We start from the raw sequence: 22,189 nt of genomic DNA, 5'->3' as shown, positions 1-22,189 counted from the left end.
CAAGCTCGCTTTTAATCTATTTTACTAAAGTTTAGCAGAAGTGAACTGGTCAGAACAGATACAGAACTAAAGGCCATGGCTAGACCAGCTAGTTCTGGATTGAGGGCCAGTCCAACACCAGAAAAGACTCCTGCTGCAATCGGAATTCCGGCGACATTGTAGATAAAGGCCCAGAAAAGATTGAGCAGAATACGATTAAAAGTTTTCTTACTCATGTCGAAGGCACGCACCACGCCTAGGAGATTATTGGTTGTCAACACCAAATCTGCTGACTCGATGGCAATATCTGTTCCAGCTCCCATAGCAATCCCCACATCTGCTACACTAAGGGCAGGAGCGTCATTGATACCATCACCAACAAAGGCTACTTTTCCAGTCGCTTGTAGTTTATGGATTTCATGGGCTTTTTCTTCTGGTAAGACACCTGCAATGACCTCTTCGATTCCGATCTGATCGGCAATAGCACGCGCCACACCTGCATTGTCTCCTGTCAGCATGACTGTTTTAAGACCTCGTTTTTTCAACTGACTGATGGCAAGCTTAGCATTTTCCTTAGGAATATCTTGCAGAGCAAGCAAGCCTTTGATTTCATTGTCAACAGCCAAGAAAACAACTGTCTTAGCTTCTTTTTCTAGTTGTTCTAGTTTTTCTTGATAAGTGCTAGAAATGTCCATGCCATCCAGCATTTTAGCATTTCCAAGCAGAACTTGTTTTCCATTGATTTGCCCTGAGACACCTTTTCCGTGCAAGGCTTGGAAATTTTCAACAGTGTCAAGCTCAAGTCCAGCTTCACTCGCTCGTTTCACAACGGCTTCAGCCAGTGGGTGTTGAGAAGCTTCTTCCAAGGAAGCTGCCAATCCAAGCACTTCTACTTCGTCGCCGATGATATCTGTGACCACAGGTTTCCCTTCAGTCAAAGTCCCGGTCTTATCAAAGACGATAGTTTGAACTTTCTGGATTTCCTGTAGAACCGTTCCATTTTTGAGGAGAACTCCCATCTTGGCACTGCGACCTGTCCCCACCATAAGGGCTGTCGGTGTTGCAAGTCCCAAGGCACAAGGGCAGGCAATAATCAGAACTGCTACTCCATAGAGAAGCGAAGACACAAAGCTCGCTCCAAGCACAACTACACTATCCCTGAGCAAGACGAACCAAACCCAAAAGGTCACAATCCCTAAAATGACAACTGCTGGGACAAAAATCCCTGAAATTTTATCCGTCAAGTCCTGAATCGGCGCACGACTTGTCTGAGCTTTCTTCACAAAATCCACAATCTGAGCCAAAACAGTCTCTGAACCAACTTTTTCTGCTCTAAAAACAAGTGTTCCACTATTATTGATGGTTGAACCAATGACGGTATCTCCAACTGTCTTGTCCACAGGCAGACTCTCACCTGTCACCATAGACTCATCAATACTGGAGACACCTTCCACTACGATACCATCAACCGCAATCTTTTCACCGGGACGCACTCGAATCAGGTCACCTACCTTGACTTGCTCCAAAGGAACTTGAACATAGTTATCCTCACGCAAGACTTCTGCAGTTTTAGCCTGCAAGTCAAGTAATTTCTCCACAGCTTGGGAAGTATTTTTCCGCATTTTCTCCTCAAAAACGGCTCCCATAAGAACGAAGAAGAAGATAAAGGCAGCACTTTCAAAGTAAACGGGGAGGCCAGCGAAGAGGGCAACTAAGCTATAGAAATAGGCCACTAGGGTTCCCAGAGCAACCAAGGTATCCATGTTGGCATTGTGCTTTTTAAAACTAGCCCAAGCACTTTGGATATAAGGACCACCTGCTACTAGCATAATCGGTGTTGTGGCTAAAAAGGTGCCCCAACGCATGACTTGGTGACTAATTCCTCCTGTCGACATCCCAATCATGAGGATCACAAGAGGCACAGTAAAGATACTAGTAATCCAAAAACGCTGTAAAAGTGATAGAGATTTTCGAGTCTTCTCAACTACGGTATAACTCCCCTTTTGCATCTTCATGCCACAAGAAAATTCATGTTGGCCTAATTCTTGAGGGGTAAAACGAATGACTTTCTCCTCATCTACGCCGATTGGTTCCAAGATGCCTTCTTCTTCAAACAGAATTTCCTTATAACAGTTTGAAGGCGTAGCACGATGAAAGGTAATCTCAGCTGGAATTCCCTTTTGAAGCTGGATATGGGCTGGATGATAGCCTTTGTCTGCCGTGATACGAATTTTTTGAACACCATTTTCAAGACTTGCTTTTACAATTTCAGTCATATCATTCTCCTATTCTACAATCATCTTGCCGTGCATCATATTCATGCCACAAGAGAAACCATACTCTCCAGCCTGCTCAGGCGTGATTTCCACTACATACTCTTCGCCCATAGGCAGGTCCGCATGTACACCAAAATCTGGAAAAACAATTTGGTCCAGACAGGGTGAAGGGTCCTTGCGGTCAAAGACAATGCGTGCTGGCACTGATTTCTTGAGGATAATCAACTCAGGCGTATAGCCCCCCATGACCTCCACTCGAATCTCTTGGTAGCCGTTTTTTTGCTGGGCCTTTTGTCCAGATTTTTCAGGCTTTTTGAAAAACCAAAACAAGATAAACGCGATAAGGGCAATACAAATAATTGTTACAATACTATTTAACATGACGTCTCCTTTACATACAATTACATTTTACTTTTGTTACAGCGCTTGATTTCTTCTCAGAAATCACAGCTTCCAAGTCTTCCAAGTCAGCCTGAGTAAAATCACATTCAGCAATCAAATCAGCCAACAAGTTCTTAATCCTACGAGAACAAACCTTGTCCTTGATATCTTGAACAAGTAAATCCCGACTTTGGTCCAAAGTTAAAAGGGCTGAATAGACAAAGGACTTGCCTTCTTTTTTCCGAGTCAAACACTCTTTCTCAACCAAACGAGCCAAAAGAGTCTGAATGGTTGACTTGGACCAGTCGAACCGCTCCGCCAGAACCCTGATCAAATCCGTACTAGTCTGCTCTCCTTGCATCCAAATAATCTTCATGACCTGCCATTCTGCATCTGAAATCTGCATAATCACACCTCCAAAATCTACATTTGTCAATTACAGTTATCAGTATACTCCTATAATCTACATTTGTCAACTATAAAATTAATCTTTTCTTTGAAAAATTGAATTTTAACCATTTGATACAGGATTTTCAGTCAAATCTTACTATATAAACTATAAAAATATGCTATACTAAAGAAAAAAGAAAACAACCACTAGGGGTGCGTAAAGCTGAGATTAACGACTGTTAGACCCTTTGACTCAATCTAGGTAATGCTAGCTGATGGAAGTGGAAATGATAATGGGGACTAGCAGTCTTCTATTACCTTTCTAAAACAGACTAGCTTTTTCTTAAGATACAAACTTCAGTTGGTTGGGAGGTTTTAGATGACTTATTTACCCGTTGCTTTGACCATTGCAGGGACTGACCCTAGTGGTGGTGCTGGCATTATGGCTGATTTAAAGTCATTCCAAGCTAGAGATGTCTATGGAATGGCTGTTGTGACCAGTCTTGTCGCTCAAAATACCAGAGGTGTTCAGCTAATCGAGCACGTTTCTCCTCAAATGTTGAAAGCCCAATTAGAGAGTGTCTTTTCGGATATCAAGCCTCAGGCTGTAAAAACTGGCATGTTGGCAACTACCGAAATCATGGAAATCATCCAGCCCTATCTTAAAAAGCTGGATTGTCCCTACGTCCTTGACCCTGTTATGGTCGCAACAAGCGGTGACACCCTGATTGATACCAGTGCCAGAAGCTACCTAAAAACAAACCTGCTTCCCCTTGCAACCATCATCACACCCAATCTTCCTGAGGCAGAAGAGATTGTTGGTTTTTCAATCCATGATCCCGAAGACATGCAACGTGCTGGTCGCCTGATTTTAAAAGAATTTGGTCCTCAGTCTGTGGTCATCAAAGGTGGGCATCTCGAAGGTGGTGCTAAAGATTTCCTCTTTACCAAGGATGACCAATTTGTCTGGGAAAGCCCACGAATTCAAACCTGTCATACCCATGGTACTGGATGTACCTTTGCTGCAGTGATTACGGCTGAACTAGCCAAGGGCAGAAGTCTTTATCAGGCAGTTGACAAGGCCAAGGCCTTTATCACGAAAGCTATTCAAGATGCCCCTCAACTCGGTCATGGTTCTGGCCCAGTCAACCATACAAGCTTTAAAGATTAAAAAAACTCTCTAGTTCCCACTTTAAGGGAATTAGAGAGTTTTTATACTTCTTCAAACTACGTCAGTTTTATCTGCAATCTCAAAGTTGTGTTTTGAGCAACCTGCAGCTAGCTTCCTAGTTTGCTCTTTGATTTTCATTGAGTATTAATTAGAAAATAATATCATCCAACTTTGTTAAAAAGGCTTGCGTTTTTGCCTCTACATCTTCTGCTTGCATCAGATCACGTACGACAGCTACACCAGCTATACCCGTGCCGATAAGTTGGTCAATATTCTCTGATGTCAAGCCTCCAATAGCAACTACTGGAATGGCGACCCTTTGGCAAATTGTCTTCAAGGTTGAAATCAGGGTGATAGGCGCATTTTCCTTGGTGGTTGTTGGGAAAATGGCTCCTGTCCCCAAGTAATCTGCTCCCCCTTTTTCTGCCTCGAGGGCTCTTTTTACAGTTTTAGCTGTGACACCAAGGATTTTTTCAGGACCCAAGACTTGTCGGGCAACCGGAACTGGTAATTCATCGTCTCCAATATGCAGACCAGCAGCATCAACTGCAAGACAGACATCCAAACGATCATCGATGATCAAGGGTACCTGATAGGCATCTGTTATTTCCTTGACTTGTTTTGCCAGTTGATAATATTGATTGGTTGTGAGATTTTTTTCTCGCAATTGGACTATGGTAACCCCTGAACGGCAAGCCGTCTCAACCTTTTCAAGAAAACTTTCCAAGGAATCTTGGTAGCGATTGGTTACCAGATATAGTCTAAGTGCTTCTCTATTCATAAACCTCTCCTTTGATAGCATCTAGCCAGTTTTCATCTCTTTTGAGGAGCGAAAGCTGATTGAGTACTTGGTAACGAAAATCTTCCAATCCCATTCCTTGAACAACTATTCTCTCAGCAGAGATATTGAGATAAGAAACCGCTAGGCAAGAAGCTTCAAAGGCAGTCTTTCCTTGACTGAGAAAAACAGCTGTTAAAGCTCCAACTAGGTCTCCTGTCCCTGTTATCCAATCCAATTCTTCACAACCATTTCCCAATACAGCAACCTGATTCTCCGAAACGATGAGGTCCTTGGGGCCTGTGACTAAGAATGACATACCTGGATAGGTCTGACACCAGTCTTTCAAGACTTGAAGTAAATCCTCAGTTTCTTGGTCTTTAGCACTCGCATCGACCCCAACGCCGTGATGTTTTAAGCCAACAAGACTTCGAATTTCTGACATGTTTCCTTTAAGGACCGTAGGTCTATAGTTTAAAAGGTCTCTGACTAAGCTCTTACGAATGACTGAAGCTGTTACGCCAACCGCATCTACTACCATTGGGAGAGAAACTTGAGCTGCATAAGAAGCTGCCATATGGATTGCTTTTTCCTTCTCAGCTGACAAATGTCCCAAATTGATAAAGAGGGCCTGGCTTTGCTTAGTAAAATCAAGAATCTCACGAGGGTCATCTGCCATAACTGGTTTGCATCCCAGAGCCAAAATCCCATTTGCCAGCATCTCACAAGAAATCTCATTGGTAATACAGTGAATGAGGGAAGTCGTTCCCAGAGGAAAAGGATTTGTCAATTCCTGCATCAGTTTATCCTTTCATCAAAGAAATATCCCTGCACTTTTTTAAAGAATCCCTGCTTGATTAAAAATCGAAAGGCAATAAAGGAAATCGCTGTACCGATTAAGGTTGCTCCGAAAAATCGAGGAGTGTAGATAAACCAGCTAAGCTTAGCGGCCGATCCTGTAAAGAGTACCATAACAGGATAGGAAACAATAGAGCCAATAATACCAGTTCCCACAATCTCTCCTAGAGCGGAATAATGAAATTTTCGACCGTACTTATAAAAGAGACCCGCTAGAAGGGCTCCAAAAGTCGCTCCTGTGAGAGCTAAAGGCGGAATCCCTTGAGTCGTCATACGGATAAAGGCTGTCACTGTAGCCATAGCCAAAGCATAAACAGGTCCCATTATGATTCCTGCTAGAATATTGACTACACTAGACATTGGCGCCATACCCTCAATCCGAAAGATAGGCGTAAGGACTACATCAAGGGCAATCATCATGGATAAAATGGTTAATTTGTGAACTTGTAATTGGTGCTTTCTCATATTTCTATTCTTCTCCTTTTTCTAAAGAGTGTAAATCACTCTTCCATGTCTGGTGTTGGTAGGCCATTTGCCAAAACTTGGCTTCCATGTGAACACTGATGTGGAAGGCATCTAACATTTTTTTCCTGTCTGTCTCGTCACTTTCTCGATAGAGTTGATTGACTAGCTCAGACTCTTCTTTTATTTGCTGTTCGAGTTCATCCGTAATATAGGTTTCAATCCATTTCTGATAAAGTGGATCTGGTGATGGATTAAGATTGAGTTCCTTGCCTATATCATGGTACAACCATGGGCACGGAAGCAAACTTGCAAAAGCGATGGCTAGATTTTCTTCTTCAAATTGCCGATAAATGTGAGAAATGTAATGATAACAAGTTGGAGCGATTGGATGTTGCTCCATTTCCTGATCGCTGATTTCCAATTCCTTGAAAAATTGTTGGCGGATAAATAATTCACCCTCCACTAGACTCTGAGCATTTTGTTTCAAGAGTCTTTTCATCTCTTGGTTTGAAGTCTTATCAGCCAAGAGGTGATAGGCTTCTGAGAAGGCCTTCAGATAGTAGGCATCCTGAATCAGGTAATAGCGGAAAATCGCAGGGTCTAAATTTCCCTCTTGTAACTGTAATACAAAGGGGTGATGAAAGGAAGCCTGCCAAGCTTCCTTGGATAGTTCCATCGCAATATCTGTAAATTCCATAATAACTCCTTTATAAAAATAGACTGGTTTGAAGCAATAAAAAGAAAAGCAGGTAGATTAATTTTGTTTTTTTAGGAATATAAAAAGTCCGATAGCTATTCTTCACCTGTGCATGTTCGTCATATCCATGAGCAGACAGAGCTCTCAGGTAAAGATGGCGCCACCTAAAGACCGTCATCAAAACCTTACTGTAAATCAAGGGAGACCAAACATGCAGTTCTTGACCGCGTAATAAGCAAGCTTCTTTGAGGGACTTGATTTCTTGCTGAATAAGGGGGAAGGAATTGAATACCACAATCAAGGCATAAGCCCATGACCGTGATAGCCCCTTTTGAGCCAAGTACAAGAGAAGCTCTTTTAGGGAAATAGAGGAAACAAAGACAAGGCCGATACAAACTGTCACAAAAGCCCTCGTTCCAAGCATGACTGCCTGCGAAGCATCTCCATGTAACTGAACTGCCCAGTAGTTGGCAAAGGATGGCAAAATGGCAAGCAGAATCATCCAAGCCAATACTTTAAATCGACGGTAATAGAGCATAAAGAGAATACAAAATGCGACTACCGAAAGATTCAAAGCAATCGAAGGAATGAAAGATGTTTCCAAGGATAAAATCAGCAAAAAGAGACTGATAATCGGTGTCTGGGTTGCTACTTTGACCATATTACTTCACCTCCCCTTGAGTATTGCTACTCTGAGATGTGAGCGGTTTGGTGATAGTCACTTCTTTCACATGGCTAAGACCTTGACTAGTCATCTCAATCCAAAAATCAACTACAGAGATCAAAGGGTCTAAACGATGTGTAATCATCAGGAAACTTCTTCCTTGATTTCTCTCCTCCACAATCCACTGACAAAAATAATGGCAAGCTCTATCATCCAAACCAGCAAAAGGTTCATCTAGTAAAATCACAGAAGCCTTGCTGGTCAAGATGGTCAAGAGTTGAAGAATCTTTTGCTGACCACCACTTAATTGATAAGGACTCTTATCGAGTGCCTGCTCCAGATCAAAATATCGTAAAGCTTGGAAGATTCGTTGATTTCTTTCAGAATCAGGCCCATCTAATTGAAGCTCTTCTCGCAGACTGACTCGGATAAACTGTTTCTCAGCTTCCTGAACAACGCCCGTCAGGTCACGATACAAACTCTTTTTCTTTTTCAGGACTGTCCCCCTCCACGTAATGCGTCCTTTATACTTTTGAAATTGAAGAATAGACCGAAAGAGGGTTGATTTCCCGACACCATTATCACCCAAAATACAGGAAATTCCTTTATAGAATGTGAAATCCGCAATCGAAAAGAGGGGACGCTTATCCAGCTCACAAGTCATTCGATCCATATGGAATAGTTCTGGACTAGAAGCAACTTCCTTTGAAGCAACCTGTGTCGTCTCAGAGGTAGGGATTTTAAATACTTCCCTTAGTTGACCATCTCTTAGCTCAACCATATGGTCGATATAGGCTTCATAGTCCGTTAAATCATGGTCGCACAGGATGACTGTCTTCCCATTAGAGACCAACACTTTTAGAATCTCCAATATCTCTTTCCTGCTCTTGCGGTCAATGGAAGCAAAGGGCTCATCCAAGAGATAGACCCTAGGATTCATAGCAAAGAGGACAGCCAAAGCAGCCTTTTGCTTTTCTCCACCTGATAAGTGATGAATGGGACGGTGCAAAATCGCCTTGCAGCGACATTGCTGGACAACCTCTGCTATTTTAGAATCAATTTCCTGAACAGGATGCCCAATATTTTCCAAGGTAAAAATCAGCTCCTCAAACAAGTTCTCCATGGTAAATTGATGATTGGGATTTTGAAAGAGAATACCAACCGTCTGGACACGTTCGATAATAGAAAGCTGACTGACCTCACTCCCATCTATCAAAACTTGACCGCTATAGGGAAGAGAACTGACTTGGGCAATCATTTGAAAGAGACTCGATTTTCCTGAACCACTGCTTCCAACTAACAGGGTAAAGGCTTGCCCATGAAAAGTAAAATCAAGCGGCTCAGAGAAGATTGGGGACTGAATCGCTCGTAGTTCCAGCCCCATCTATGCCTTGCCCCCAGCTGCAAACTGATGATAAAGTTTGACAATGGCACGAACCAAGATGGTACAGAAGAAAAAGACGGAAATAAAACGTACCACAAGCAAGGAAAGGACAAAAGGAAGGGAGAAGGCGTAATATCCTAACTTAATGTATTCATAGACAAAGCTAACAAGCGTAATCCCAATACTATTGGCAGTTAGAGAGAGCCAACTTTCATAGCGATTCTTGGTTATGATAAAACCAAATTCACTTCCCAAACCTTGAACCAAGCCAGACAAAAGGGCACCTAGACCGAATTGACTACCATAAAGGACTTCAGCAAGTGCAGCTAGCACTTCTCCAATCGTTGCACTTCCCACTCTTGGAACAAAAATGGCAGCAATAGGCGCAGCCATACACCAGAGACCAAAGAGGATTTCATTGGCAAAGGCCTGTAAACCAAGAGGGGCTAAAATCAGAGTGAGGATATCAAACAGATAACCTGAACCCACAAAAACGCCACCAAAAAAGATAGACAAGAAAGCAAGTAAAATAACATCTTTTAACTGCCATTTTTTCAACATAAAAAACTCCTTTTTAAAAAAAAGTGGGGCATTCAAGGAGACTTACCTAAATGCTTTGTATCATCTTCATCCAGTTTCGTAAAAGAAAAAACTCTAATTACAGATAGGAATTAGAGTTCAGCTTACAAGATTAGATGGTTAGTTTCTATAAATACAAAACCATTTCACATTTCCCTTCGCCAGTCTTAACTGTATCAGGTTCAATGGGTATCATCTCAGCCTAAAGCACCCCAAATGTCTTTATTATTTAATTATATAATTATTTTAACAGACGATTTATTCTAGTTCAAGAAATTGAACTGGAAATACAGCCTTGTACTCACAAAGATAGCAAGTCTTTCTTTTGCAAAAACCAAATGTCTTGTTTGATAGATTAGCCATTTGAGATAAATCTAGGCATAACTTTTTAGAAAAGGGAAACTTCCACTTACTTAGAATCCAAGGATAGATACCTATTGTTCACTCATTTCTAGAACAGTTTTTTCTATATTTTTTGCATACGATATTGCTGAAATGATTGAAACACCATCCATATTAGCCTTCATAATGTCTTTAATATGTTGCGTCTGTATCCCACCAATTGCAACTATGGGCATTTGTGGCAATAGTTTTCTCATCAATTTAAGACCTTCATAACCTATAGCACCACCAGCATCGTCCTTTGACTGGGTATCAAATACAGGACCAACACCAACATAATCTACATATTCAACTTTTGATTGTTGAAATTCTTCCTCGTTTTTTATAGAAAGACCAATTATTTTATCTGGCATCAATTTTCTAATTTCATCAACTCCAAGGTCATCCTGTCCTACATGTACGCCATCAGCGTCAATTTCCATTGCCAAATCTATATCATCATTAACAATAAACGGAACATTATATTTTTTACAAAGATCCTGTAGTTTCATTGCTAATTCGACTTTTTCTTTACCTTCTAAGGCTCCTTCACCTTTTTCACGGAATTGAAATAAGGTTATACCACCTTTTAAGGCTTCCTCAACGACCCTATATAGATCTTTTCCTTGGCAAGTAGTCGTTCCACAAATAAAATATAGTTTTAGTAATTCTTTATGAAACATTTTACTTCACTCTTTTGAATTCCTTTACATCTTCGTCTGTAATCTCGTATAAGGCATTTATAAATTCAACTTTAAATGTTCCAGGAAGATGTCCATTTGGACGTTTTTCTGCCATTTCTCCAGCGATATTGTAAACCAACATTGCTGTTTCTAATGATTTCAATTCTTGACCTTTTTCTAGTCCGATAAAGCTTGCTACTACAGCACCTAATAAGCATCCTGTCCCAATAACTTTTGGCATCATGGCACTACCATTATGAATCGTTACCACTTCTCCATTAACCGCAATAGCATCCACTTCACCTGTTACTATTATAGGAATATTGAACTTCTCATTTGCTACTAGAGCAATTTCATCAATATTATCTACGCCCGCACTATCTACTCCTTTAGATGCCACATTTATCCCTACTAACGATGCAATCTCGCCAGCATTTCCTCTAATCGCTGCTAGTTTGTAATTGTTGATTAGATCATCTGCTACTTTTTTTCTATATTCTCCTGCTCCACAGGCTACAGGATCTAAAACTGCTGGGACATTATATTTCTCTGCAATTTTCAGAGCAGCTTGGTATAATTTCCAATTTTCATCTGTCAATGTTCCTATGTTTATTAATAAACCACCAGCATACTTTAACAAATCCTCTAAATCTGCTGGAAACTCACTCATGGCTGGTGATGCACCCAGCGCTACTAATCCATTTGCTGTGAAATTTTTTACTACATCGTTGGTGATGCAAATGACCAATGGTGCTTTTTCTTTTAATAATTTTAAACTTGTCATATTGAAATCCTTCCTTTTCACTTTATACGATCTACTGATTTCGATTTATCTCTATCTTTCGTTAAGAAATTTTTTTCATTTACATTGAATGATTTATGCTCAATGAAAATCAAAGAGCAAACTAGGAAGCTAGCCGCAGGTTGCTCAAAGCACTGCTTTGAGGTTGTAGATAAGACTGACGAAGTCAGTCACATATATAATCTAAGGTGAAGCTGACGTGGTTTGAAGAGATTTTCGAAGAGAATTACCTCATCAAATTTGTCAACATCCTGAACTTTCTCTAAGCATCATAGCCAATATCAAAAAAGTCTAATTCTAAAGCGACCGCTTGATTCCAGCGTTGCTGAAGTTCTGTCAAATCTTCTCGACCTTTCCCGACACGATTGAGTTCGTCAACCAGAAATTGAACCCACTCTGCAAAGAAAGGACCTCTGTGGAGATTGATCCATTCCGAATGAATGTAGGCTTCAGGTAGAGCCAAATCTTTAGAACCCCAGTCTAAATAGAGACCTTCCGCAATGACCAACATGACCAAAAGATGGGCATAGTCCGATGAAGCCACTGCCGAATACATTAGATCCTGAAAGGCTTTTGTTACAGGGTGTAAGGTCACTTCTAGATAGTCATTCTCTGCTACTTTTAACTCTTTAAAAGCCTTTTGGAAATAACCGTCTTCATCTGCTTCAAGAAAGCCTAGTTGTTTGGCAAAACGAAGCTTAGATTCAAGCTGGTCTGCGTGGGCTACGCAGGCACCCAGCATAGATAAGAAGGCATCAAAGAAGTGATAATCTTGAATTAGGTATTCTTTTAAGACCTTATTCTCAATTGTCCCCGCAAAAAGTTCCTGAACAAAACGATGATTGATTGCAGCCTGCCAATCCTTCTGACTTCTTTTTAATAATTCTCCAACAGTCAAACCTGGCTCAAATGCATAGTCTTGTGTTTCCATATTTACTTCTCCTCTCTTTACTCGTTCGTAATCAACAAAACATCAAGAAAATCCTAGTTTTACTTGACCTTTTTAAAGAAAATCAAGGGCGTTCAAAAAGAGTTACCTAAATGCTTTGTATCACCTTCATCCAGCTTATATGAACAAAAAAACTCCAATTACAATCAAGAATTAGAGTTGACTTACAAGATTAGATCGTTCATTTCGACATACGAAAAAAACTGTTCACATTTCCCTTCGCCAGTCTTAACTGTATCAGGTTCAATGGGTATCATCTCAGCCTAAAGCACCCCAAATGTCTTTATTATTTAATTACTGCACCAGTATAGCAAAAAATGAAAGCCCTAGCAAGATATTTGACTGTAAAATATTTTTATATGGTTTTTGATGCGATTTTCCTTTATTAAAACGTTTAAAACACAAATAAAAACCCCCACATTATGTGGAGGCAAGCTGTTTTATCAATACAATTTTAAGTCACGTGGATCAACTGGGAAAGTTGGGTTGTATGGGTTGTGACGGAGTTTAAAGTGTTTAACATCTTCAATAGTCTGAGTTCCAGATAATTGCATGACTGTCTTCAATTCCGCATTCAAGTGTTCAAAGACTTGGCGCACACCGACACTACCACCGAGAGCCAAACCATAGATAACAGGGCGACCAATAGCTACCAAGTCTGCTCCTGAAGCCAAGGCTTTAAAGACGTGTTGACCACGACGAATACCTGAGTCAAAGACAATTGGCACACGTTTATCAACTGCTTCTGCTACTTCTTGAAGTGAGTCAAAGGCAGCTGGTCCACCGTCGATTTGGCGGCCACCGTGGTTGGTTACCCAGATACCAGAAGCTCCCGCAGCAAGCGAACGTTCAACGTCCTCACGGCATTGTGGTCCCTTGACATAAACAGGAAGTCCTGAGTATTCAGCGATAAATTCTACGTCGCGTGGAGACAAGCGTTGTTTAGCTGATTTGTAAACAAAGTCCATTGATTTACCAGCACCTTCTGGCAGATATTCCTCAACAATCGGCATGCCAACTGGGAAGACAAAGCCATTACGCTTATCCACCTCACGATTGCCCCCTACAGTAGCATCTGCCGTCAAGACAATCGCTTTATAACCTTCAGCCTTGACACGGTCCATGATGTGGCGGTTGATACCATCATCCTTACTAAAATAAAATTGGAACCAGTGAGGTGTCCCTTGAAGGGCTTCTGTAATTTCTGGAAGATCGACAGTAGAGTAGGAACTGGTTGTATAGAGGGAACCAAATTCATGCACACCACGCGCAGTCGCCACTTCACCCTGTTCATTTGCCAATTTATGAGCCGCAACAGGCGCCATGATGATTGGTGAAGACAATTTTTCACCTGCAAATTCAATCTCTGTACTTGGATTTTCAACATCACAAAGTGTATGAGGAACGATGAGTTTATGGTTAAAGGCACGAATATTCTCACGCAAAGTGAAAGTATCTTCCGCCCCACTAGCGATATAGCCAAATGCTGCTTTAGGAATCACTTGTTGCGCCATTGGCTCCAAATCATAGGTATTGATGAAATCTACATGACCTTCTGCATTGCTTGTTTTGTATGACATAAAATGCCCTCCTTAATAAGTAAGCGTTTACTTTGTATATTACAAAAATATCTTAACTCTTTTTTCAAAACTTTTCAAATATTCTGTTTGAAAATTTCAGAAATTTTATTTCTATGATAAAAAATCCTTATAACAGCAATAAAAAATACATATTATCCAAAGGAGCTTTTAAGTGCTACAATAACTGTATTATTTCTAGATAGGAGGTTCTATTTTTGGATTGGTCCATTGTTGAACAATATCTACCACTATATCAAAAGGCATTCTTTCTGACCTTGCATATTGCAGTTTGGGGAATTTTGGGATCCTTTCTGCTAGGTTTAATCGTTAGTATCATCCGGCATTATCGAATTCCTATTTTGGCGCAAGTAGCGACAGCCTACATTGAATTGTCACGTAATACGCCCCTTTTGATTCAACTCTTCTTTCTCTACTTCGGTCTTCCCCGAATAGGGATTGTCCTATCTTCAGAAGTCTGTGCCACTTTAGGACTGGTCTTTTTAGGAGGCTCCTATATGGCAGAATCTTTCCGAAGTGGGCTGGAAGCCGTCAGTCAAACCCAGCAGGAGATTGGATTAGCTATCGGTCTGACACCTCTACAGGTCTTTCGCTATGTGGTTCTGCCGCAAGCAACAGCGGTAGCCCTACCCTCTTTTAGTGCCAATGTCATTTTCCTCATCAAGGAAACCTCTGTATTCTCAGCAGTGGCTTTGGCCGACCTCATGTACGTCGCCAAGGACTTGATTGGTCTCTACTATGAGACAGACATTGCGCTAGCTATGTTGGTAGGTGCTTACCTGATCATGCTTCTACCCATCTCACTGGTCTTTAGCTGGATAGAAAGGAGGCTCCGCCATGCAGGATTCGGGAATCCAAGTACTCTTTCAGGGAAATAATCTCCTGAGAATCTTACAGGGATTGGGCATTACGATTGGGATATCCATCCTGTCTGTCCTCTTATCCATGATATTCGGAACCGTCATGGGAATCATCATGACCTCCCATTCTAGAATCGTACGATTTTTAACACGATTGTATCTGGAATTTATCCGTATCATGCCCCAGCTGGTGTTGCTCTTCATCGTTTACTTTGGCTTAGCTCGAAACTTTAATATTAATATCTCAGGTGAGACTTCTGCTATTATCGTTTTCACCCTCTGGGGAACAGCTGAAATGGGGGACTTAGTCCGTGGAGCCATCACTTCCCTCCCTAAGCATCAGTTTGAAAGCGGACAGGCGCTTGGCTTGACCAATGTTCAACTTTACTACCACATCATCATCCCACAGGTCTTGAGAAGACTACTACCGCAGGCTATCAATCTTGTCACTCGGATGATTAAAACCACTTCCTTGGTTGTCTTGATTGGGGTTGTTGAAGTGACCAAGGTTGGACAACAAATCATCGATAGCAATCGCCTGACTATCCCAACCGCTTCCTTCTGGATTTATGGAACCATTCTAGTCTTGTATTTCGCAGTCTGCTTCCCTATTTCCAAACTATCCACTCACTTAGAAAAACATTGGAGGAACTAAATGTCTGAAACTATTTTAGAAATCAAGGAACTAAAAAAATCCTTTGGAGACAATCCTATCCTCCAAGGTCTTTCTCTAGATATCAAAAAAGGGGAAGTTGTGGTTATTCTAGGGCCATCTGGTTGTGGGAAAAGCACCCTCCTTCGTTGCCTCAATGGCTTAGAAAGTATTCAAGGTGGAGATATCCTTCTGGATGGCCAGTCCATTATTGGCAATCAAAAGGACTTTCACCTCGTTCGCCAAAAGATTGGCATGGTCTTTCAAAGTTATGAACTCTTTCCCCATCTGGATGTCCTACAAAACCTCATCCTAGGCCCTATCAAGGCTCAGGGAAGAGACAAAAAAGAAGTAACGGAAGAAGCTTTGCAATTACTGGAACGTGTTGGATTGCTGGAAAAACAACATAGCTTTGCCCGTCAATTGTCTGGTGGACAGAAGCAACGGGTTGCAATTGTTCGTGCCCTGCTCATGCATCCAGAAATTATCCTCTTTGATGAGGTGACGGCTTCGCTGGATCCAGAAATGGTGCGTGAGGTTCTGGAACTGATCAATGACTTGGCTCAAGAAGGCCGTACCATGATTTTAGTAACTCACGAAATGCAGTTTGCCCAAGCCATTGCTGATCGAATTATCTTCCTCGACCAAGGGAAAATCGCTGAAGAAGGAACGGCTCAAGCCTTCTTTACCAATCCGCAAACCAAACGAGCGCAAGAATTTTTAAACGTCTTTGACTTTAGCCAATTTGGCTCATATCTATAAAGGAGATTCTTATGAAACTAATCAAACCACTCTTAACTGTTTTGGCACTTGCCTTTGCCCTCATCTTTGTCACAGCTTGTAGCTCAGGTGGAAATGCTGGTTCATCGTCTGGCAAAACTACCGCCAAGGCTCGCACAATCGATGAAATCAAAAAAAGCGGTGAGCTACGAATCGCTGTATTTGGAGACAAGAAACCGTTTGGTTACGTTGACAATGACGGTTCTTACAAAGGTTACGATATTGAACTTGGGAACCAACTAGCTCAAGACCTTGGTGTGAAGGTTAAGTACGTTTCCGTCGATGCTGCCAACCGTGCTGAATACTTGATTTCTAACAAGGTTGATATCACCCTTGCCAACTTCACAGTTACTGACGAACGCAAGAAACAAGTTGATTTTGCCCTTCCTTACATGAAAGTTTCACTTGGTGTCGTATCACCTAAGACTGGTCTCATTACAGATGTCAAACAATTGGAAGGTAAAACCTTGATTGTCACAAAAGGAACGACTGCTGAGACTTATTTTGAAAAAAATCACCCAGAAGTAAAACTCCAAAAATACGATCAATATAGCGATGCCTACCAAGCTCTTCTTGACGGACGTGGAGATGCCTTCTCTACTGACAATACGGAAGTCCTAGCTTGGGCGCTTGAAAATAAAGGATTTGAAGTTGGAATTACTTCTCTTGGTAATCCAGATACCATTGCGGCAGCAGTTCAAAAGGGTAACCAAGAATTGCTAGACTTCATCAATAAAGATATTGAAAAATTAGGCAAGGAAAACTTCTTCCACAAGGCCTATGAAAAAACACTTCACCCAACCTACGGTGACGCTGCTAAAGCAGATGACCTGGTTGTTGAAGGTGGAAAAGTTGACTAATACTCAATGAAATCACAAAAAGAAATCAGGTAATCCTAGTGACTACCTGATTTTCTATGTTTTAGGCATTTTGCCAATTCTCTTGGTCTTCTTTAAATCGTTTTAGAAGGTCGAGTCCTTCTGGTGTGATATAGCCTTCTTCTTGGGCTAGGTGAATGAGTTCACTGTAGTTAGAAAGCGTCACAAGTTTGACACCTGCATCTGAGAAGTTCTTATCTGCTTTTGGCAATTGATAACTGAAAATCGCTACAACACCGAGAACCTCTGCTCCTTCTCGTTTAGCAGCTGCTACAGCTTCAAGAACAGATCCACCAGTTGAAATAAGGTCTTCAACCACTACCATTTTTTGACCTTGAGCCACGCGACCTTCGATTTGGTTACCTGCACCGTGGTCTTTTGGTTTGCTACGGATATAGGCAAATGGCAAGTTCATCTTATCAGAAATAATAGCTCCGTGTGGAATCCCAGCTGTCGCAGTTCCTGCAATCACTTCAACCTCAGGAAAGGCTTCTTTGATAGCATCTACAAAACCATTTTCAATTAGGGTACGAGTTTCTGGATAGGCTAATGTCACACGATTATCAGTGTAAATGGGTGACTTGATACCAGATGCCCAAGTGAAAGGCTCCTCTGGTTTGAGGTAAACGGCTTGAATTTTCAAGAGGTGGCTAGCGATATCTTTAGCAAGTGTCATGGTATTCTCCTTTTTTATAATCTAGTTCTTTAATTCCAGTCCTGTGTCCATTCATCCTTGATGGCATGATAAGCTACAACAGGATCCTCAGCTTGAGTAATGGGACGTCCCACTACGATATAGTCACTGCCGATTTGATAGGCGTCTGCTGGTGTCATCACGCGTTTTTGGTCTCCAACAGAAGCTCCCTGTGGACGAATTCCTGGCGTTAAGCAGATAAAATCTGGATTGGTGGCCTGCTTGATGAGTTGTACTTCATGAGCCGAGCAAACAACACCATCTAAACCCGCTTCAGCTGTCTTCTTAGCATAATGAATCACAGACTCTTGCAGGCTGGTTTGGATATTTTGAAAATCCTGCATCTGAGCTTCTGATGTTGATGTGAGCTGAGTGACAGCGATCAATTTGGCTTGACTTCCAAGACCTTCACGCGCCGCCTTCATCATCTCTACACCACCAGCCGCATGAACATTAGTCATATCCACACCAAGCTGAGACAGGACCTTCATAGCTGATTTGACTGTATTGGGAATGTCATGCAACTTGAGATCCAAAAAGACACTGTGCCCCAGGCCTTTCAAGTAAGACACAATCTCAGGACCCGTTGCATAATAAAGCTCCATCCCTACCTTAAGATAAAGACTTTCTGCTTCTGGAAAAAGAGCTAAAAATTCCTTGACCGCCTCAAAACTAGGAAAATCAAGAGCAATGACTGGACGATGTTCTCGCATAGGTTTCTCCTTTTACCTTTACCAGTGAGAGAGTCTGAACAACAGAAGCCACGAAAAAAGGAACCTGCCAACAGCAAGGTTCCACGAAAAATGGGTAGTCTCCACCCTTTCACCGTCTAACCTTAGCTGCCTCTCTGGACTGCTTTAAAGGTTTTTTACTATTCTATTATTTCTACTAGCACTTGTCAAGTAAAAACATGGTCACTAAAAAACTATGGAAGAAAAGGTAAACCTAACGACGCGATGAACGCTGACCTGTTTGGTTTCGATTGCTTTCTTCCTCTTGTTTTTTCTGTTCTTCTTCTAAACGTTTACGTTCTTCTTCCTGCTTTTTCTTAGCTTCTTCAGCCCCTTTTTTAGCTTTTTCTTCTGCTTCCATAATTAATTTATCCGCTACAGTGTAGCTGTAAATTCCAGCTTCCATGTCAATCACACTCGGTTCTGACAATTGAGGCTTAATCTTACTGTAATAAGGCAGTTTCTTACTCATTTCAGAAAGCGGAACCAAGACTTCGTCCGAATCATTCATAGTCAATCGAATTAAATCGGAAGTCACCTTGCTTGGGGCTAGTTCCACCTTTTGGATAGCAGCCTTGAGTTCTGGGCTAATTTGAGCAAGTTCTGAGACAAAAGCCTTGATTTGTTCACTATCATTAAAGAGAACTGATAAATAAGTTTCTGGTAGACTGACCAAACTCACAGCACTGGTCTCAAGCTGACCACTGGAAAGAATAGGATAATGGTTTTCACCAGAAACATAGTAGGCAACAATATCATATTCCTTGACCTTGATAGTAAACTTGGTTGGAAATTGATAGACAAGCTGAGCTGATTCCACCCAATAATTAGACTTGATCCGCTCTTCATATTTTGCCTTGTCTAGCAGAAGGTTAATCGTATAATCCGAATCCTGAATGCCTGAAGCCTGTCGAATATCATCATCCGTAGTTTGCACCGTTCCCTCAACACGAATATCCTTCATAGTCGCATAAGGACTGAGTAGGTAGGCAGAGACAATCAATAAAAGCAGACTTGGAAATAAAATCGTTAAGGCTCGTAAGATATGGAGGCCAGGAATCTTTGCTTTGGCTGCTTTTTCTTTTGTAGCCTTTTTATCCTGTTCCTCGCCCTCTTTAGACCCTGATTCTTCTATCTCTTCTTCCTCTTTGTCACCCTCTGAGGATTCTACTTTTTCTTCAGACTCTTCCTTAGCTGATTCTTCATCTTCCTGGTCTGTTTCACTCTCCTGATCCTCTGACTTCTCAGATTCTTCTCCCATTCGAGCTTGTCTTTCCTTTTCCTTCTCCTCAGCTAGGGCCGCCTCTTCTTCAGCCTTCTTTTTTAGATATTCTTGGTTTCGTTTCTGCCATTCTGATAACTCTTTCAATTCTTCGAGGATTTCTTTGCCCTCATTTTTCTTATCTTTTGACATTTACTTTCCTTATGATAAATCTTTTTTCAACAATTGATAAAAATCTGCTAGAGATTTCAATTCCTTAGAAGCCTTCATATTAGTTTTGTATTCTTCCTTGTGGCTTAGTAAATGAGAAATCTTCTCTTCCAAATTATCCAAGGTCAAATCGCTTTCTTGAAGCTCTTCTGCATAGCCTTTTTTTACAAAGTAAGCCGCATTTTCAATCTGGTCACCACGACTAGCTTCACGACCAAGTGGCACAATGACATGTAATTTTGCCATGGCCAAGAGCTCAAAAATCGTATTGGCACCACCACGTGTCACAACAATATCAGCCAATTCCATCAAGGGTTGATAGAGATTGGTCACATAGTCAACACGAAAGAGATTTTGGCTCAACTCATTCAGGCTAGAATCTCCAGTTAAATTGATAATATTGTAGCGCTCTGTCAGTTCTTTCTTATAGTCTGTCACCAATTGGTTTAAGACACGAGCACCTGCAGAACCACCGACAAACAATATAGTTGGCAATTGGGGATTAAAGTGGGTTTGAATATCCACCAATTCATCTGGTTCTGGATTTTTTTGATCTGAAACCTTGGTCACTGCTCCCACATGCTCGACCTTAGACAAACTTGAAGCTTGCTCAAAGGTTGAATACATCTTGGTCGCAAATTTATAGGCGATTTTATTGGCCAAGCCCATAGATAGGTCAGATTCGTGAATAAAGACAGGCACTCCTGACACACGCGCAGCGATAACAGGCGGTACTGAGACAAAGCCTCCCTTTGAAAAAAGTGCTTGTGGACGAAGTCGCAACATGATAAAGAGCGATTGGACAATTCCCCAGCCAACTTTGAAGACGTCCAGCATATTTTGCCAAGAGAAATAACGACGCAATTTGCCAGTCGCAATGGAATGGAAGGTGACATCTAAACCCGACTTGAGGATTTCTTGGTGTTCAATCCCACGCTTGTCCCCGATATAGTGGACTTCCCATCCATCTTCGATGAACTCGGGCATTAACAAAAGGTTGAGGGTCACGTGTCCAACCGTCCCCCCACCTGTAAAGACAATTTTTTTCATATTATTCCTTTAACTCCGCTACTGTGTCGATAAAGAGGTCACCACGTACTTCAAAGTTAGCATACATATCCCAGCTGGCATTGGCTGGACTGAGAAGAACCACGTCTCCTTGAGTCGCAAGCTCGTAAGCCTTGCGGGTCGCATCTGCAATATCAATCGCATCCACATAAGCGACACCAGCCTTATCCGCTGCCCGTTTGACACGCTCAGCAGACTGACCCAGAATGACCATCTTCTTAAGTCCAGTAATGTCTGGCACCAATTCGTCAAACTCATTACCACGGTCCAAACCACCTGCAATCAAAATGACCTTGCTGTTGTCAAATCCTGACAAGGCTTTTTGAGTAGCCAAGATATTGGTTGACTTACTATCATTATAGAATTTGACACCCTTGATTTCATCCACAAATTGGAGACGGTGTTTGACACCACCAAAGGCTGAAAGAGTTTCTTTGATGGTTTGGTTATCCACACCACGAAGCTTGGCTACAGCAATCGTCGCAAGGGCATTTTCCACATTGTGGCTACCTGGAACTCCGATTTCGCTAGCTGCCATGACCACTTCTCCACGGAAGTAGAGATGACCATCTTCCAGATAAGCACCATCAACCTTTTCCTGTGTTGAAAATGGTACAACAGTGGCTTGTGTTTTGCTAGACAACTCTTTTGCCAAGTCTTGGTTAAAGTTCAAGACAAGGAAATCAGCCTCTGTCATCTTGTTCTGGATATTCCACTTGGCTGCCACATATTCCTCAAAAGAACCGTGGTAGTCGATATGAGTTGGCATGAGGTTGGTAATAACCGCAATCTCTGGATGGAATTCTTGAACGCCCATGAGTTGGAAAGAAGAAAGTTCCATAACAAGCGTGTCCTTGTCTGACGCAGTTTGGGCCACTTGACTAGCTGGATAGCCGATATTCCCTGATAAAAGACCATGTTGCCCAGCAGCAGTCAAAACGTCCCCAATCATGGTCGTTGTGGTTGTTTTTCCATTTGAACCTGTGACACCGATAATTGGCGCCTCTGAAATCAAGTAAGCCAATTCCACCTCAGTCAAGACTGGAATTCCCTTGGCCA

Annotated in this window: 24 protein-coding genes and 3 riboswitches; of the genes, 5 read left to right on the top strand and 19 right to left on the bottom strand. The window is 41.7% G+C overall.

The annotated features are described in order from the left end of the window. Positions 1–11: 11 nt before the first annotated feature. The 3 genes from RWM06_RS02405 to RWM06_RS02395 are packed head-to-tail and all read right to left on the bottom strand — an operon-like array spanning position 12 to position 3,042. Complete coding sequence (locus RWM06_RS02405) at positions 12–2,255, bottom strand: heavy metal translocating P-type ATPase (RefSeq protein WP_313969986.1); 2,244 nt, start codon at positions 2,253–2,255, stop codon at positions 12–14. A 9-nt stretch (positions 2,256–2,264) separates the two neighbouring features. After that, positions 2,265–2,636 (bottom strand): cupredoxin domain-containing protein, encoded by a 372-nt coding sequence (locus RWM06_RS02400; RefSeq protein WP_000935061.1) that lies wholly within the window; start codon positions 2,634–2,636, stop codon positions 2,265–2,267. Positions 2,637–2,646: 10 nt separating this feature from the next. Next, entirely contained in the window at positions 2,647–3,042 is a 396-nt protein-coding gene (locus RWM06_RS02395) for a CopY/TcrY family copper transport repressor (RefSeq protein ID WP_070842694.1), read from the bottom strand. 183 nt (positions 3,043–3,225) lie between these two features. Further along, positions 3,226–3,323, top strand: a riboswitch (TPP riboswitch). 82 nt (positions 3,324–3,405) lie between these two features. Between RWM06_RS02395 and thiD the strand changes: the two genes are divergently transcribed. Next, positions 3,406–4,197 carry a bifunctional hydroxymethylpyrimidine kinase/phosphomethylpyrimidine kinase gene (thiD, locus tag RWM06_RS02390; protein WP_313969985.1) on the top strand — a complete coding sequence of 264 codons (792 nt, stop codon included), beginning with the start codon at positions 3,406–3,408 and terminating at the stop codon, positions 4,195–4,197. Between the two features lie 148 nt (positions 4,198–4,345). Here thiD and thiE (RWM06_RS02385) read toward each other — a convergent pair whose 3' ends face one another. The 11 genes from thiE (RWM06_RS02385) to lctO form a co-directional block, all read right to left on the bottom strand. Then, a complete protein-coding gene (gene thiE / locus RWM06_RS02385; protein WP_313969984.1) occupies positions 4,346–4,978 on the bottom strand; it encodes a thiamine phosphate synthase in 633 nt (210 codons plus the stop codon). Beyond that, positions 4,971–5,774 carry a hydroxyethylthiazole kinase gene (locus tag RWM06_RS02380; RefSeq protein WP_313969983.1) on the bottom strand — a complete coding sequence of 268 codons (804 nt, stop codon included), beginning with the start codon at positions 5,772–5,774 and terminating at the stop codon, positions 4,971–4,973. The genes thiE (RWM06_RS02385) and RWM06_RS02380 overlap by 8 nt, the downstream gene beginning before the upstream one ends. Further along, entirely contained in the window at positions 5,774–6,298 is a 525-nt protein-coding gene (gene thiW / locus RWM06_RS02375) for an energy coupling factor transporter S component ThiW (protein ID WP_313969982.1), read from the bottom strand. The genes RWM06_RS02380 and thiW overlap by 1 nt, the downstream gene beginning before the upstream one ends. A 4-nt stretch (positions 6,299–6,302) precedes the next feature. Then, a complete protein-coding gene (gene tenA, locus RWM06_RS02370) occupies positions 6,303–6,995 on the bottom strand; it encodes a thiaminase II (RefSeq protein WP_313969981.1) in 693 nt (230 codons plus the stop codon). A 10-nt stretch (positions 6,996–7,005) separates the two neighbouring features. Next, a complete protein-coding gene (locus tag RWM06_RS02365; protein WP_313969980.1) occupies positions 7,006–7,656 on the bottom strand; it encodes an energy-coupling factor transporter transmembrane component T in 651 nt (216 codons plus the stop codon). A gap of 1 nt (position 7,657) precedes the next feature. Further along, positions 7,658–9,043 (bottom strand): ABC transporter ATP-binding protein, encoded by a 1,386-nt coding sequence (locus RWM06_RS02360; protein ID WP_313969979.1) that lies wholly within the window; start codon positions 9,041–9,043, stop codon positions 7,658–7,660. Then, positions 9,044–9,604: an ECF transporter S component gene (locus RWM06_RS02355; RefSeq protein WP_313969978.1), complete on the bottom strand. Its 561-nt coding sequence runs from the start codon at positions 9,602–9,604 to the stop codon at positions 9,044–9,046. A 154-nt stretch (positions 9,605–9,758) separates the two neighbouring features. Continuing rightward, positions 9,759–9,847: riboswitch (TPP riboswitch) on the bottom strand. A 209-nt stretch (positions 9,848–10,056) separates the two neighbouring features. Further along, the gene (thiE, locus tag RWM06_RS02350) at positions 10,057–10,686 is read right to left on the bottom strand and encodes a thiamine phosphate synthase (protein ID WP_313969977.1); all 630 of its coding nucleotides are present in this window, start codon (positions 10,684–10,686) and stop codon (positions 10,057–10,059) included. Position 10,687: 1 nt separating this feature from the next. Continuing rightward, entirely contained in the window at positions 10,688–11,470 is a 783-nt protein-coding gene (gene thiM / locus RWM06_RS02345) for a hydroxyethylthiazole kinase (protein WP_313969976.1), read from the bottom strand. 280 nt (positions 11,471–11,750) lie between these two features. Continuing rightward, the gene (locus tag RWM06_RS02340) at positions 11,751–12,419 is read right to left on the bottom strand and encodes a TenA family protein (RefSeq protein ID WP_313969975.1); all 669 of its coding nucleotides are present in this window, start codon (positions 12,417–12,419) and stop codon (positions 11,751–11,753) included. 215 nt (positions 12,420–12,634) lie between these two features. Further along, positions 12,635–12,723: riboswitch (TPP riboswitch) on the bottom strand. Between the two features lie 157 nt (positions 12,724–12,880). Next, entirely contained in the window at positions 12,881–14,017 is a 1,137-nt protein-coding gene (gene lctO / locus RWM06_RS02335) for an L-lactate oxidase (protein ID WP_000120714.1), read from the bottom strand. A 215-nt stretch (positions 14,018–14,232) separates the two neighbouring features. Here lctO and RWM06_RS02330 point away from each other — a divergent pair, with 215 nt between their 5' ends. From RWM06_RS02330 to RWM06_RS02315, 4 genes are read left to right on the top strand one after another with little or no spacing between them, the layout of a single operon-like run. Then, entirely contained in the window at positions 14,233–14,913 is a 681-nt protein-coding gene (locus RWM06_RS02330; protein WP_313969974.1) for an amino acid ABC transporter permease, read from the top strand. Further along, positions 14,873–15,550 carry an amino acid ABC transporter permease gene (locus tag RWM06_RS02325; protein WP_313969973.1) on the top strand — a complete coding sequence of 226 codons (678 nt, stop codon included), beginning with the start codon at positions 14,873–14,875 and terminating at the stop codon, positions 15,548–15,550. The genes RWM06_RS02330 and RWM06_RS02325 overlap by 41 nt, the downstream gene beginning before the upstream one ends. Beyond that, positions 15,551–16,309: an amino acid ABC transporter ATP-binding protein gene (locus RWM06_RS02320; protein ID WP_033684007.1), complete on the top strand. Its 759-nt coding sequence runs from the start codon at positions 15,551–15,553 to the stop codon at positions 16,307–16,309. It begins immediately after the preceding gene. A gap of 11 nt (positions 16,310–16,320) precedes the next feature. Continuing rightward, positions 16,321–17,187: a cysteine ABC transporter substrate-binding protein gene (locus tag RWM06_RS02315; RefSeq protein ID WP_223336404.1), complete on the top strand. Its 867-nt coding sequence runs from the start codon at positions 16,321–16,323 to the stop codon at positions 17,185–17,187. A gap of 61 nt (positions 17,188–17,248) precedes the next feature. On the opposite strand, the gene pyrE is transcribed toward RWM06_RS02315, so the two are convergent. From pyrE to murD, 5 genes are all read right to left on the bottom strand, one after another. Then, positions 17,249–17,881, bottom strand: coding sequence for an orotate phosphoribosyltransferase (pyrE, locus tag RWM06_RS02310; RefSeq protein WP_313969972.1), 633 nt, complete (start codon positions 17,879–17,881; stop codon positions 17,249–17,251). A gap of 29 nt (positions 17,882–17,910) precedes the next feature. Beyond that, entirely contained in the window at positions 17,911–18,612 is a 702-nt protein-coding gene (gene pyrF / locus RWM06_RS02305) for an orotidine-5'-phosphate decarboxylase (protein ID WP_313969971.1), read from the bottom strand. Positions 18,613–18,844: 232 nt separating this feature from the next. Next, a complete protein-coding gene (locus RWM06_RS02300) occupies positions 18,845–20,044 on the bottom strand; it encodes a cell division protein FtsQ/DivIB (protein ID WP_313969970.1) in 1,200 nt (399 codons plus the stop codon). A 9-nt stretch (positions 20,045–20,053) separates the two neighbouring features. Continuing rightward, on the bottom strand, positions 20,054–21,112 hold the full coding sequence (locus tag RWM06_RS02295) for a UDP-N-acetylglucosamine--N-acetylmuramyl-(pentapeptide) pyrophosphoryl-undecaprenol N-acetylglucosamine transferase (RefSeq protein ID WP_313969969.1): 1,059 nt from the start codon (positions 21,110–21,112) through the stop codon (positions 20,054–20,056). 1 nt (position 21,113) lies between these two features. Continuing rightward, a partial coding sequence (murD, locus tag RWM06_RS02290) for a UDP-N-acetylmuramoyl-L-alanine--D-glutamate ligase (protein ID WP_313969968.1) occupies positions 21,114–22,189 on the bottom strand: 1,076 nt, incomplete at its 5' end.

The organism is uncultured Streptococcus sp., from assembly GCF_963516575.1.
GTDB lineage: Bacteria > Bacillota > Bacilli > Lactobacillales > Streptococcaceae > Streptococcus.
The sequence above is the reverse complement of the archived record's forward strand: the minus strand, read 5'-3'. Positions and strand labels throughout refer to the sequence as shown.